The sequence below is a fragment of the Belliella filtrata genome (assembly GCF_022549775.1).
Lineage (GTDB): Bacteria > Bacteroidota > Bacteroidia > Cytophagales > Cyclobacteriaceae > Belliella > Belliella filtrata.
In genome coordinates this window covers 42,688-55,981 of the sequence record NZ_JAKZGP010000017.1, presented here as the reverse complement: position 1 = coordinate 55,981, position 13,294 = coordinate 42,688, and the positions used below count along the sequence as shown (strand labels likewise).

Genomic DNA, 13,294 nt, shown 5'->3' with positions numbered 1-13,294 from the left:
CTGTTTAATAGAACACTTAATGGGTCTAAACTTAACAACATTGAATTACCAATCTCTAAAAAATAACACCTAATTTTCAGGTAAAAACCTTCATCACACGCTAAGTTCAATCTCTTTCTTATTCAAACAAAATGATAGGTTTGGTCTAATTGATCTTTAGAAGGTTATATGATTTTAGTCTGTACCAAATAGAGGTAGAGGTTAGAAATCCAGTAAATTCAAAATATGAGGTATAATTTGAGGTAATAAAAAAAGTTACATCATGTTACGATTGCTTTTCTAGTTATCAAAAGGGGTAAAAAAGCTTATTCTCAAACAATTAAAATACATCAATTCAAATGCTTATCCTTGAAAGTTTTTCCAATATTCTCCAGGGCTGCAGGACATTTCTTTTTTGAATGAATTGAAGAATGTAGATCTTGAATTGAAACCTACACTTTCGCACAAACCATTCATTGTATAATCATCTAAAAACCCCTCTTCAATTAAGGCAATGGCATCTTGAACCCGATGATAATTGATAAACTCATTGAATCCCTTATCAAAACATTGCTTGATACCATATGAAACCAATTTGGGAGAGAGTCCAACCTGTTTTGAAAATTCTGATAAAGTCAAATTTGAATTTCTGAAAATCTTATCTTTTTGTATCAAATCGACTATACGGTTTTTGAAAGTTAAAATTTCTTCGACATCAATCAACTCCTCATCTTTGCTTAAAGCCTTGTTTTTCGGGATATATTCCAAACTTTGTCCTAATGAATCATCTATTCCTTGAAATTCAAATCTAAAGGAACTAAGAGTTTGAAGCTCCATAGGTTGACTTGTGAAATATGTTGGATATCTATCCTTTGAGCCTGATGCATCAAACACCAATTCAGGATAGAAGTTGATATACAGATTCAACAATAAAATCCCTAGCAAGGCTACAAAGGAAAAAATTTGGCTATATTCTGAAAATCCATGAACATTGATAAAAACCAAACTACCTAATACATCATAAATAAGATTGGAAAAAACTACCCAGCCCACCAAAATCATCGCCATCAAAAACCAATTTGAAAATAAATGAACATTAAGTCTTTGTGAATGCTGTTTCCTAGACCTGTAAAATAGGACAACACTATGGCTAAAGTATCCTGCAAGCAGCAAGGTTCTGAAGAGGTAATGAAATCCAATAGGAATAAGTCCACCTCCAAGCCATCTCAATTGGGACTTATCTCTCAAAATCACTTGAAGAACTTCTAACTTTTGAGAAGAAGATTCAAAGAAAAGCGGCATCAATTCTACAAAGTGAAAAACTGCCGGAACAAAATGAATCCAATCGTATTTTCTTAATCCTTCTGTGCCCTGAAGTGAATTCCTCACGAAAAAATAGAACAAAGGGCCAGTAAAATACATCAAAGGACTGACTGTCCTAAACATATGAGGTTGACTGAGGATAAACTCTAATTCAAACCAAAGGAAATAAACCAATAAATAAAGGTTATAAAAAAACAAAGTACTTCCAAACATCTTGTTGTCGACGGCACCATTGGTAGGCTTGACCATCAACAAGACACTATTAAGTGTACCCGCAGACAATATAATCACACACAACAGTAATACAAGAATCATCATTAACTAGCCAGATTTGTAAGTAAGTGGTAGGTAAATGTAACCTGTCTACCGAATTGGAAGATTAATTCAACTAAAAAACTGAAAAAATATTGACATTTGTCAAGCTAACTTGATGATCCTACTAAAAGTCTCTGGTCTCATGCCTAGCAAAGATGCCAAATGCTTGTGAGGTACACGCTGAAGCAAGTGCCTATTTCCTGACTTAGCGAAGTAATTATAGCGTTCAACTGCACCTGGTATCCTCGCTATAAAAGCCCTTTCTTCTGCATGTATGTAATATTGCTCAAGCAATATTCGGTTGATTTCTATCATTTCAGGAAAATGCTTTAAACAATATTTCAAATCAGAAAAATCAAGTACTTCAGCTTTGACCTCTTCGAGTGTTTCTATATTTTCCCTACATGGCTTGTTTTGAAAAAAACCAGAAATTGATGTTACAAGCTCATTTTCACAACTTATCCATGTTGTGATTTCCTTGTTGTTACTCACAAAATATCCTCTCACCAATCCACTCTTGATAACATACATTTGATTACAATATGTACCTGCTTCACTGATTGTTTCTCCTTTTTTGAAGTTCCTTACATACATTGCTTTCTGTAAATATGCTTTCAATTCATCGGATAAAGGCCTAATAGAATCTAGTAATTTGATAGAAAATAGGAACGCTGGAATTTTCATATGCCTATCTTCTTTTTTGAGTGTTAACTAAAGTCTTTTCTTTAACTCGAAATTTTCGATAAAACAATTGAGGTAATGGATACTTTTGATCGATCAACATGTATTTTCCTTTTAAATCTGTAAGTATAGGTTAAGCCAACAAATATATCCGCATTGAATTAAAAATGCACTTTAAATTACATAAATTGACTTTTCAATCACATATTATGTCAAATAAATAAAATGGAACTCTGGCTAAATCATTAGTAAGAAATCAATTAAAACACAAATGCCATTTACGACACCCAAAAGTCAACCCAAGTTCAAACAGGCTTCTTAAAGTATCATAATCTTGTAAAAGAATGAAAAAATAACTTAAGGTCTACCTAGATTAGCTCGATGTATTTACCCCTTCACAATAATTGTATTATCTTTGCACCTTCGAAAAAAATGAAATTCAATGATATCTGTAGATAATTTATCTCTCAAGTTTGGTAAGAGAACCCTTTTTGAAGACGTAAATCTAAAATTCACACCTGGAAATTGCTATGGTGTAATCGGCGCCAATGGTGCCGGTAAGTCCACCTTTCTGAAAATTCTTGCTGGTGACATAGACAGCACCACGGGTCTGGTCAATATTACTCCAGGCCAAAGAATGGCTGTTTTGAAGCAGAATCACTTTGAGTTTGATGAGCATGAAGTATTGAAGACAGTAATCATGGGTCACAAAAAACTCTATGAGATCATGTCCGAGAAAGATGCCATTTACATGAAGGAAGACTTCACTGAAGCAGATGGAATACGTGCATCAGAGCTTGAGGCAGAATTTGCTGAAATGGACGGCTGGAATGCCGAATCTGATGCAGCATCTATGCTATCTGGATTGGGCATATCGGAAGACTTGCATTATTTACCAATGAAAGAATTGGCTGGTAATCAAAAAGTAAGGGTTTTACTTGCACAAGCACTATTTGGAAATCCAGATATCCTTATCCTCGATGAGCCTACCAATGATCTTGATTCTGATACTATCAATTGGTTAGAAGACTTTTTGGTCAATTTCAGAAACCTGGTAATCGTAGTATCTCACGACAGACATTTCCTAGATGCTGTTTCTACACATATCGTAGACATTGACTTTAGCAAAATCAAGATTTACTCTGGTAACTACACCTTCTGGTATGAGTCTTCCCAACTTGCAGCTAAGCAGAAGTCTGATCAAAACAAGAAAGTAGAAGAGAAAAGAAAAGAACTCCAGGATTTCATCGCTAGATTCTCTGCCAACGTTGCCAAATCAAAACAGGCAACAGCAAGAAAGAAGATGCTTGAAAAACTGAATGTAGATGATATTCAGCCCTCTACAAGAAAATATCCAGGCATCATCTTCAAGCCAGAAAGAGAAGCGGGAGATCAAATATTCATGACGGAAAGTCTGGCATTAAAAGATGACAATACGGTATATTTTACTGATGTCAATCTTATGGTAGACAAAGGTGATAAAATTGCCTTCATCTCGAAGACAAAACAGGCTGTTACTAAGTTTTTCCAAACCATCATGGAAGAAATCCCAACCCAAAAAGGCACATTCAAATGGGGAGTAACTATCAATAAGGCTTATTTACCTAATGATAACGCTAAGTATTTCCAGTCTGAACTTAGCCTGATTGATTGGTTGAGACAGTATTCTTCAAACCAAGAAGAGGCTCATGTAAGGACTTTCTTAGGAAGAATGCTTTTTACAGGTGAAGAATCATTGAAGAAATGTTCTGTCCTATCTGGAGGTGAAAAAGTACGTTGTATGGTTTCTAAGATGATGCTCCAAAACCCAAATCTATTGGTAATGGATGAGCCTACCAATCACTTAGATTTGGAATCAATCACAGCATTCAACAATGCCATCATCGAATTCAATGGGACTGTCCTGATGACTTCTTACGATCACGCTTTCGTACAGTCCACTGCCAATAGGATCATTGAATTCACACCTAAAGGAACTATCGACAGAAGGATGCCTTACGACGATTACCTTGAAAGTGAGGAGATCAAAGCACTTAGGACAGAAATGTATTCCTAAAATTTAGTTATAAAACCCTAGTATACTATATTCCCCAGGTGATTTACTTGGGGAATTTTGTGTTTCTAAGGGAAAAATGAAGTGGAAGGATCATGAAAGGAGTTTTAAGAAATCTAGGGTCAATTTTCTATATGAATCACCTCCTCTCAAGTTAATTTTACTCCCTAGAGAAGTTAAATTAAGGTGTGATATTAAATTGAAATTGAGACTCCACCTCAGTTACAACACATGGTTTAAATTGACATCATTTTAAAAAACGAGTTAAAAAATTGCTACTAACAGCTATAATCATATACCTAATCATTACGGTAGCTATCGGTGCATGGTCTTCCAAACTGGTCAAAAACTCTAGTGACTTTGTACTTGCTGGAAGGCAACTTCCACTATTCCTTTCTGCCTCTGCCCTATTTGCTACATGGTTTGGTTCAGAAACTATCTTTGGAGCTTCTTCTGAATATTTAGATTCTGGGTTGCAAGGGGTGATAGAGGATCCATTTGGCGGTGCGCTTTGCCTTGTACTTTTTGGCATGTTCTATTTACGTCCCATGTACCGCATGAATGTGCTTACCATAGGTGATGTTTATAAAAGGATTTTTGGGAGTAAAGTTGAATTCATGGCATCATTATTTATGATCCCGGCATACTTCGGTTATGTGGCAGCACAATTGGTAGCCCTGGCATTGATATTCAACTCCATAGCTGATATTTCCATAGCCATTGCTATTGTAATAAGCGCAGGAATCGTAGTCTTTTACACCTTTCTGGGAGGTATGTGGGCAATCTCTATAACTGATTTTATACAAACTACGTTGATTGTAGTTGGTCTTATCTGGGTATCGGTAATGGTTTCTCAGCAAGCGGGAGGAATTACACCTATTTTGGAATCAGCACCAGAAGGCAGCTTTCAGTTTTTCCCAGAAGCTAAACCTACCGCTTGGCTGAACTACCTGGGAGCATGGATGATCTTAGGTCTAGGAAGCATCCCTAGTCAAGACATCTATCAAAGGGTAATGTCAGCAAAGTCTGAAAAAGTTGCTATTCGGTCAACTTATCTCGCAGGAGGATTTTACGTAACAATTGGACTTTTACCACTTTTTATTGCTTTAGGTGCCAAATACCTCTATCCAGAAATTTACCTTGAAAATAAACAGTTGCTACTCCCCGAAATGGTCTTAAGACATGGTGGCATTCATGTGCAGATCCTTTTCTTTGGTGCTTTGATTTCAGCTATCATGAGTACTACTAGTTCAGGGCTGCTTGCTCCAGCTGCGATTATTTCAGAGAATCTTATCAGACCTTATTTTGGCAAAAGGCTCAATGACAAGCATTTTCTTTGGATTTTGAGAGTGAACATCGTCTTAGTCGCTTTGGTCGCTACATTCATGGCACAATGGAAAACTAACATCTATGAGCTCGTTGCCGAAGCATCTATGCTAATGTTGGTAAGTTTATTTGTACCTTTGACGGCCGGATTGTATTGGAAAAAAGCCTCCGAAGCTGGAGCCCTAGCATCCTTGATAGGCGGAATGTTCGCATACTTGATTTTATCAACGATAGATCTGCCTATTTACGCCCATTTACCCGCGCTCTTGATCAGTCTGATATTCATGATCATTGGTACATTGGCTTTCCCAAAATTAAACAAAACATAATGATTCAATATCCTAAAATTAGCTTAGCAAAGAACAAAGAAATCTCAATTTTGAGAAAACATCACTGGATTTTTTCTGGTGCAATAGCCAAAAGAGACAAGGATCTCGAGAATGGGCAGCTTGTTCAAGTTTACAGTGCCAAGGATACTTTTCTAGGAATCGGACACTTTCAAAATGGATCGATCATGGTGCGTATCATATCTTTTGAAGAAAAACCTATAGATCAGATTTTTTGGAATGCAAAAATCCAATCGGCACTAGCTGTTAGAAATCAAGTGGGGCTTATTGATCATGAATACACTAATGTCTACAGATTGATTCACGGGGAAGGTGATGGGCTTCCAGGTTTGATCATTGATTTCTACAATGGTACAGCTGTGATACAGGCACATTCGATAGGTATGCATCGTCATGTCGAAGATATCTCTAATGCATTGCAAAATGCATATGGTAGTCAATTAGCTGCGGTGTATGACAAATCTGCTGAAACATTGCCCAAAAACTTACCAAACATAGAAAACAGATTGATATTCGGTGAACCAAAAACAAATGTGGTCAAAGAGAATGGCTGTATTTATGAAATAGATTGGGAAAAAGGTCAGAAAACAGGATTTTTTGTGGATCAAAGAGACAATAGGCACCTTTTTGGTCTTTACAGTAAAGACAAAAAAGTCTTAAATACATTTTGCTATAGTGGTGGTTTTTCTGTTTCCGCATTGAAAGCTGGAGCAAAGGAAGTACACTCCATCGATATCTCTGCCAAGGCAATTGAACTCACAGAGAAAAATGTAGCTTTGAATGCAGGATCATTCTCTGGAAAGCACGAATCCATTGTAGCTGATGTGGTAAAATACATTAAAGAAATCGAGCAAGACTATGACGTAATCGTACTCGATCCACCTGCATTTGCTAAAAACATGAAATCACGACACAATGCTGTTCAAGCATATAAGAGATTAAATGCTGAGGCATTCAAACAAATCAAGCCTGGAGGGATTTTATTCACATTCTCTTGCTCACAAGTAGTAGACAAGCAACTATTCACCAACACCATAACAGCAGCAGCTATGGAAAGTGGTCGAAATATCAGGATTTTGCACTTCCTCTCCCAACCACCTGATCACCCCATCAACATTTACCACCAAGAAACAGCCTATCTGAAAGGGATCGTGGTGCACGTGGAATAATCATCATCTTTAATCATATCAATAAAACGATTGATTTCAACAGATTGAAACAAGCATCAACTATTAAGAAAAGTAAGAATATAAAATTATGACTGAATTTGACCAGGTGGAAAACTGGATTGAACAGATTTTAATATCAGCAAATGTAAGCACTGGAAGTTTAGCATATTGGAAATTGCTGATTTCATTGACATTATTAGCTATCATTGCCATTGTAGTATTTTTTGTCACCAAAAAGGTAATCATAAACTACATCTACAAGCTAGTGAGGAAGTCCCCGATCACATGGGATGATATCTTGGCAGACCATCAAGTATTCAACAACGTTGCTCATTTTGTCCCAGCATTATTTGTGAGGTCGCTGGCTCCGTCGATTTTCGCTGATTTCCCAGACATACTCCCCTTTGTGATCAAACTTACGGATGTATATTTGATTATTGTGGGAATGACTGTGTTTTTTGCCTTGCTCAAGGTGGCAGAATTTGCACTAACTCGACATCCAGCATTCAAAGACAAGCCGCTGACGAGTTATTTTCAACTTATCCGAATCATACTATACATTGGTACGGGTATTTTTGTGCTATCCATTTTGCTTGGAAAGTCACCACTCTATTTTTTGAGCGCATTTGGAGCAATGACAGCTATCCTATTGTTGATTTTCAAAGATACTATTCTTGGGCTTGTAGCCAGTGTTCAGATGTCTTCCAATGACATGGTTCGTGTGGGTGATTGGGTTGAAATGCCCAAATTCAATGCTGACGGAGATGTCGTAGCGATCAATTTGAACACGGTGAAAGTGCAAAACTGGGATAGAACCATCACGACTATTCCTACCTATTACTTCATTACAGATAGCTTCAAAAACTGGAGAGGAATGGTAGAAAGTGGTGGCAGAAGAATAAAAAGATCAATACACATCAACTCACACAGCATCAAGTTTGTGGATCCAGAAAAGAGAGAAATATTCAAAAAGTTCAACCTGTTGACAAATTATGTTTCGTCGAGACAAGAAGAAATTGACAAGCACAACCAAGACAATCAAATCGATACCTCAATATTGATCAATGGAAGAAGGATGACCAATATTGGTGTTTTTAGAAAATATGTAGAATCTTATCTTCAAAATCACCCAAAAATCAAAAAGAACATGACCATCATGGTCCGTCAACTTGCCATAGAAGATCGAGGAATTCCTATCGAGATTTATTGCTTTACAGACACCACGGCATGGTTGGAATATGAATCTATACAGGCAGACATATTTGATCATTTGCTAGCAGCTGCTGCCTATTTTGACTTAGAAATATTTCAAGTCCCTAGCGGAAAAGACATTATACAAGCTGCTAATGCGTACAATTCCTATAGATCGTCAGAGAATCCCTCACTGAACATCTAAAATCTGCAAGAAAATGTTGTAATCGACGGATTCATAGCAACAAAAGACCTTCCAGGTTTTACGCTACTTTTTCTAATAACTGATTGGTAGTCAATGAAAACCTGAAAGGTCTGCAGATTTTAATAAATAATTAAAATTTATAAATCGAGATCAGAACAAAGAATATTTGGGAATGAATGCTTAATTTTAGCTCGCTTATCAAAACTTAATAGCTAAGTTCAGCGCTTAAATACGTACTTAATAATTTTCACCAGTAAAAAACTTAATTCAGCAACATGTATACAGGACTACAGCATGCCCACTCTGGAATCGCTTATTTGGCTTTAGGCGCACTTGCCATCATCATGATCATCGCGTTAATCGGTGCATTGAGTGGTACCACATTTACCGAAAAGCATAGAAAAATTGCCTTAATTGGGTTTATCATTTCTCATATACAATTACTTGTTGGGTTGATCTTGTATTTTGTAAGCCCGATCGGCTTCTCCTTGCTGACTGGAGGCGGAGCTATGGGTGATAAAGTAGCGAGACTGACAGCGCTAGAACACCCAGTGATCAATATCATAGCAATCGTAATCATTACCATTGGCTATTCAAAAGCAAAGAAAATGACCGACAGCAAAGCCAGGTTCAGAACCATATACATGACTTACGGTATTGGCCTCCTTTTGATTCTAAGTAGGATTCCATGGTCTAGTTGGTTGGGGTAAGGTAGTCCCGATAACTATCCAGAATAGATTGTAGATTCAATGTCGAGTAGTTTAGACCTTTTAGGTTTGACATCAAATAGTGCATGTGCAAAGTAATTGCACTTTCCCAATACATAAGCCAAATCTAGCAGGTCTTCCCAGCTTAACTAAAAGACATTGGTTGTAGCTTTTAGAATCTAACTGGAATCAATAAAGAAATGCCTTTTGGTAAAAAATTTAATAAAATAAAAAAGGTGAGTTTGAAAGCTTCAAAATACTTCCAAACTCACCTATAGTTTTTAAGATGTAAAACGATTACTTGAACTGAACAACTACTGGAAAGTGATCAGATAGAAAGGTGTCGTCAATACGTAAGCTATAATTTTTGTATAGTTGGATATCCATGTTTTGATAAAAAACATAATCAATCCTTCTATCGTAGTTTGTATCTATCTTGAAAGCATTGAATGTACCCACAGGACCTATTTTGATTTTTGCTTCATGAAATGAATCTGAGAACCCCGCATCTACTACCCTTTTGATCGGCTCATTATCAGGCTCTAAATTAAAATCTCCCATAATGATAACCTTGTCCGTATTGTCAAATTCTTTCATTTTTTCTAAAATCACGCCAACACTTTCCACCCTTGCTACTTTCCCTACATGATCAAAATGCGTATTGAGAATCAGATAAGTCTCTTCAGTACCTTTTTCTTTCAAATGAACCCAAGTACAAATTCTTGGTAGCGCAGCATCCCAAGCTTTGTTTGGCTTAGAAGTGTCTGTAGAAAGCCAGAAAGTTCCCCCATCCAAAAGTTCAAACTTCTTATGGTTATACAAAATAGGTGAGAATTCACCAGCCTTATCTCCATCGTCACGCCCAACTCCTTGATAAGAATAATCCTCCAAGTTGTCAGCTAAAAACTGTATTTGATTGTAAAGGGCTTCCTGCATACCCAATACATCGACCTGCTCCACTTGAATGAAATTGAGGACTTGATCTTTTCTATTACTCCATTGATGTACTCCATCACCAGGATTATCAAAACGTATATTAAAGGTACTTACTGTTAGCTGTGCGTACACTGGCACATTGAACAGCAAAAGACAAATTAAAATGCTTAGGGTGGTAGTTTTCATTGATTACTTTTTATGATTGAATCGTGAAGTTATAAATTACTCATAAAATGACCAGCTAAAAAATGGATATTTAACAATCTAGTAAAATTATATGATTTTGACTCCTCGCCTCTATAAATCCTACACTTTCTTTAAGGTGGCATTTGAAATTAAAGGTTTAGCCCAGACACCAATAGAGAAAATGTAAGTCAGTGGTAAAAACAGGATAAACATCGCCGCTTTTAAGCCTATCAAATCTGCAAAACTACCTACAATCAATGGAAAGACTGCACCACCCACGATAGCACTACACAAGATTCCTGCAAAAGTTCCATGAGCAAATGAGACGGAATTCAAAGCAAGAGAAATTATTATCGACCACATGACTGACAAAAAGAAACCTGCCAAAGGAAACGCTATCAAAGCAACTTGGTGAGTACCGACCAAAGCCAAAAATAAAGAAATCATAGCTCCTAAACTGAAAATCTTCAAAACTAATTTACTATCCAAAAGTTTCAACATTACCAACCCTAACAGGCAACCTATAGTCAACAAGCCCCAAAAATATGATATTGTAGTAGCTCCAGTTGTAGCTGGTGCCAAGTCATGGTAATCTTGTAGAAACTTAGATATCCAATTGGCAATACCTTGCTCGCAACCCACATAACAAAATATTCCAAAAAAATAAAACCAAACCATCTTCATCTTCAATAATGATTTCAAACTGCCTCCTAACTCAACTTTTTCATCATCCTTTAAGTCTACTTGTGGAAACCTGACAAACATAATCATTATGACCATCACCATGGAAACCAATGCAAAAACCCAATAAACAGATATCCAAGTAAGGTTCTTAGGAACAAAGTTTTCTATCCATATAATGAAGTGGTTTGTATGGATTACATCCTTGTGAATATGCTGGACAAGATAGCTGTACAATTGTGGACTTAGGAAAGATGCAACACCAAATGCCAACTGCCCCATTACTGAATAAAATGCAAAATTCACTTCACCACCAGCTGTTCGAAGCAAAGGGTTAATTACTACCTGAAGCATTGCCATTCCTACTCCAATTATAAACAAAGAAAAAAATGCTGCTTCAAAACTAGCCAACAAAGCAAATAAGAGTGCTCCTATTGCAGAAAGGCTAAATGCCAATATTAGGATTTTTTTCTCTCTGTATTTTTCAACCAATAACCCTGCAGGTATGGACATCACTCCATAAGCTACAAAAAAAGAAAAAGGAAGAAACCCCGCCAGACCTAAACTTAAGGAATAACTTTCAATGATATCTGGAATGATTGGACCCAGTATATTGGTCAATAAAGAGATTACAAAAAATATCAGGAAGATTAAAGCGAGGATTAAATGTTTTTTAGCCATATACAGTTTGATTAAATTTTTCAAAGCATCAAGCACCTAGATCGAATTCATGAGTGGCATCATTATGTCTTATTTGAAACAAAGTACACCCAAAAAACGAAAACTATAATTTTCAATAATTTCGATATCTGGATATACTTTTCGTGCGTATTAATAATTAAGCTTTCAGATCAATTTTCTTTAAATTGGACAGCAGTTTCATCGATATGAAATGGATGTTTTTGAAGCAATAATATGACTTCTGCACCTGCTAAGAGTACTGGGCCATAGCTATGAGCTGCAAATACATTTACTGGTCTGTGATAATAAAATGCCGGATCAAAGCCCATTCCTGTACCCACACAAGTTCCTTCAACTTGACCCATGGCATTGACTTGACTAGCTACAGCATTCCATGCTAGAAGAGTAAGTGGACCATAAACCCTATAATCTAGCCATCCGCTATTGATACCTTTCGCAAAACCATAAGTAAAAATTGCAGTAGCCGAAGTTTCTAAGTATGAGTCATTTTTGTCTAACAATTGATGCCAAAAACCTGAACCTGACTGCAAAGATGATAACCCAACAGCATGTGCTTGATAGTACTTTAAAACTTCTTCATAATGAGGATGATCTTTTGGTAACACGGATAGCAACTCTACCATGGCCATGAAAGCCCATCCGTTTGCTCTTGCCCAGTGAAAACCAGGGGCTGGACCAGCACCCTCTACCCATCCATGTCGGTAAATCCCCAATTGATCATTAAACATCCGCTTAGAAAACAACAACACTTGATTCACTGCATCATCCATAAGATTTTGGTTTCCTGAAATATCTGCGTATTGAGCCAATGCAGGAACACTCATAAAAAGATCATCGAGCCAAAGGGTATTCTTCAGTGGTCTCATTCTTGCGAAGGTCCCATCAGATAGCCTATATTCTTTGGTACTTATATATTTTATAAAATTCTGAATCATGAGATCATATGCTGTCGTACCTGTGATTCTTTTAGTTTTGATCATTGCAGCACACAAAGCTCCCGCATCATCTAAAGCATGTGGACTTACTACTGATTTCATGGGAAAAGTTTCTTTGGCATTTTCTTCAAAAAACTTGATTGAACTTGGAAACAACTTAGCTAAAAAGTCTAGCCTTTGCTCAGTATACTTTTGATAATTCTTACTTCCCGTGGATTGGCTTGCAAGTAGCATCCCTGCATAAGTCACTCCCCATTCATAGCTTGTAATTCTATAGTCGCCTTTTTGGAAAATGGTATTTGACCCGATTTTGGTGAAATCTATCACCTCCTTGCCAGACTGCAATTCTACAAGCTTAGCAGGAGTTACTTTATTAAGGTAATCAAAGACCCTTTCCAAAACTTCTGAGACCTCAGTAACACTAGTCTTACCGTATGGTATCGGGTAATCAGGGGGTAACAAATGTAATGGCGTATTAGAATCTGTTACTACTGCCTGCGAATATACCAGCTGCAGAGGTATCATCAGTGTCAATAAAAGTCCTATTAAAGTCTTCAT

Annotated in this window: 10 protein-coding genes; 5 read left to right on the top strand and 5 right to left on the bottom strand. The window is 36.8% G+C overall.

Annotation, left to right across the window (positions count from 1 at the left end):
- Nucleotides 1-342: 342 nt before the first annotated feature.
- Entirely contained in the window at nt 343-1,620 is a 1,278-nt protein-coding gene (locus MM239_RS08695) for a helix-turn-helix domain-containing protein (RefSeq protein ID WP_241347815.1), read from the bottom strand.
- Between the two features lie 99 nt (nt 1,621-1,719).
- Nucleotides 1,720-2,301, bottom strand: a complete 582-nt coding sequence (locus MM239_RS08690) for a Crp/Fnr family transcriptional regulator (RefSeq protein ID WP_241347814.1) — start codon at nt 2,299-2,301, stop codon at nt 1,720-1,722.
- A 439-nt stretch (nt 2,302-2,740) separates the two neighbouring features.
- On the opposite strand from MM239_RS08690, the gene MM239_RS08685 reads away from it, so the two are divergent.
- The 5 genes from MM239_RS08685 to MM239_RS08665 all read left to right on the top strand — a co-directional run bounded on the left by MM239_RS08685 (nt 2,741) and on the right by MM239_RS08665 (nt 9,299).
- Nucleotides 2,741-4,354, top strand: coding sequence for an ABC-F family ATP-binding cassette domain-containing protein (locus tag MM239_RS08685; RefSeq protein WP_241347813.1), 1,614 nt, complete (start codon nt 2,741-2,743; stop codon nt 4,352-4,354).
- Nucleotides 4,355-4,623: 269 nt separating this feature from the next.
- Complete coding sequence (locus MM239_RS08680; RefSeq protein WP_241347812.1) at nt 4,624-6,006, top strand: sodium:solute symporter family protein; 1,383 nt, start codon at nt 4,624-4,626, stop codon at nt 6,004-6,006.
- Nucleotides 6,006-7,193 carry a class I SAM-dependent rRNA methyltransferase gene (locus MM239_RS08675; RefSeq protein WP_241347811.1) on the top strand — a complete coding sequence of 396 codons (1,188 nt, stop codon included), beginning with the start codon at nt 6,006-6,008 and terminating at the stop codon, nt 7,191-7,193. Before MM239_RS08680 ends, MM239_RS08675 begins: the two co-directional genes overlap by 1 nt.
- An 88-nt stretch (nt 7,194-7,281) precedes the next feature.
- Nucleotides 7,282-8,589, top strand: a complete 1,308-nt coding sequence (locus MM239_RS08670) for a mechanosensitive ion channel family protein (RefSeq protein WP_241347810.1) — start codon at nt 7,282-7,284, stop codon at nt 8,587-8,589.
- A 275-nt stretch (nt 8,590-8,864) separates the two neighbouring features.
- Nucleotides 8,865-9,299: a hypothetical protein gene (locus tag MM239_RS08665; RefSeq protein WP_241297271.1), complete on the top strand. Its 435-nt coding sequence runs from the start codon at nt 8,865-8,867 to the stop codon at nt 9,297-9,299.
- Nucleotides 9,300-9,593: 294 nt separating this feature from the next.
- Here MM239_RS08665 and MM239_RS08660 read toward each other — a convergent pair whose 3' ends face one another.
- The 3 genes from MM239_RS08660 to MM239_RS08650 form a co-directional block, all read right to left on the bottom strand.
- On the bottom strand, nt 9,594-10,418 hold the full coding sequence (locus MM239_RS08660; RefSeq protein ID WP_241347809.1) for an endonuclease/exonuclease/phosphatase family protein: 825 nt from the start codon (nt 10,416-10,418) through the stop codon (nt 9,594-9,596).
- A 120-nt stretch (nt 10,419-10,538) separates the two neighbouring features.
- Entirely contained in the window at nt 10,539-11,780 is a 1,242-nt protein-coding gene (locus tag MM239_RS08655) for an MFS transporter (RefSeq protein ID WP_241347808.1), read from the bottom strand.
- A 170-nt stretch (nt 11,781-11,950) separates the two neighbouring features.
- Nucleotides 11,951-13,294 (bottom strand): glycoside hydrolase family 88/105 protein, encoded by a 1,344-nt coding sequence (locus tag MM239_RS08650; RefSeq protein WP_241347807.1) that lies wholly within the window; start codon nt 13,292-13,294, stop codon nt 11,951-11,953.

Bases quoted from the DNA above. Each gene is read 5' to 3' on its own strand.
- MM239_RS08695 (WP_241347815.1), bottom strand. From the start codon at position 1,620: ATGATGATTCTTGTATTACTGTTGTGTGTGATTATATTGTCTGCGGGT.
- MM239_RS08690 (WP_241347814.1), bottom strand. From the start codon at position 2,301: ATGAAAATTCCAGCGTTCCTATTTTCTATCAAATTACTAGATTCTATT.
- MM239_RS08685 (WP_241347813.1), top strand. From the start codon at position 2,741: ATGATATCTGTAGATAATTTATCTCTCAAGTTTGGTAAGAGAACCCTT.
- MM239_RS08675 (WP_241347811.1), top strand. From the start codon at position 6,006: ATGATTCAATATCCTAAAATTAGCTTAGCAAAGAACAAAGAAATCTCA.
- MM239_RS08670 (WP_241347810.1), top strand. From the start codon at position 7,282: ATGACTGAATTTGACCAGGTGGAAAACTGGATTGAACAGATTTTAATA.
- MM239_RS08665 (WP_241297271.1), top strand. From the start codon at position 8,865: ATGTATACAGGACTACAGCATGCCCACTCTGGAATCGCTTATTTGGCT.
- MM239_RS08660 (WP_241347809.1), bottom strand. From the start codon at position 10,418: ATGAAAACTACCACCCTAAGCATTTTAATTTGTCTTTTGCTGTTCAAT.
- MM239_RS08655 (WP_241347808.1), bottom strand. From the start codon at position 11,780: ATGGCTAAAAAACATTTAATCCTCGCTTTAATCTTCCTGATATTTTTT.
- MM239_RS08650 (WP_241347807.1), bottom strand. From the start codon at position 13,294: ATGAAGACTTTAATAGGACTTTTATTGACACTGATGATACCTCTGCAG.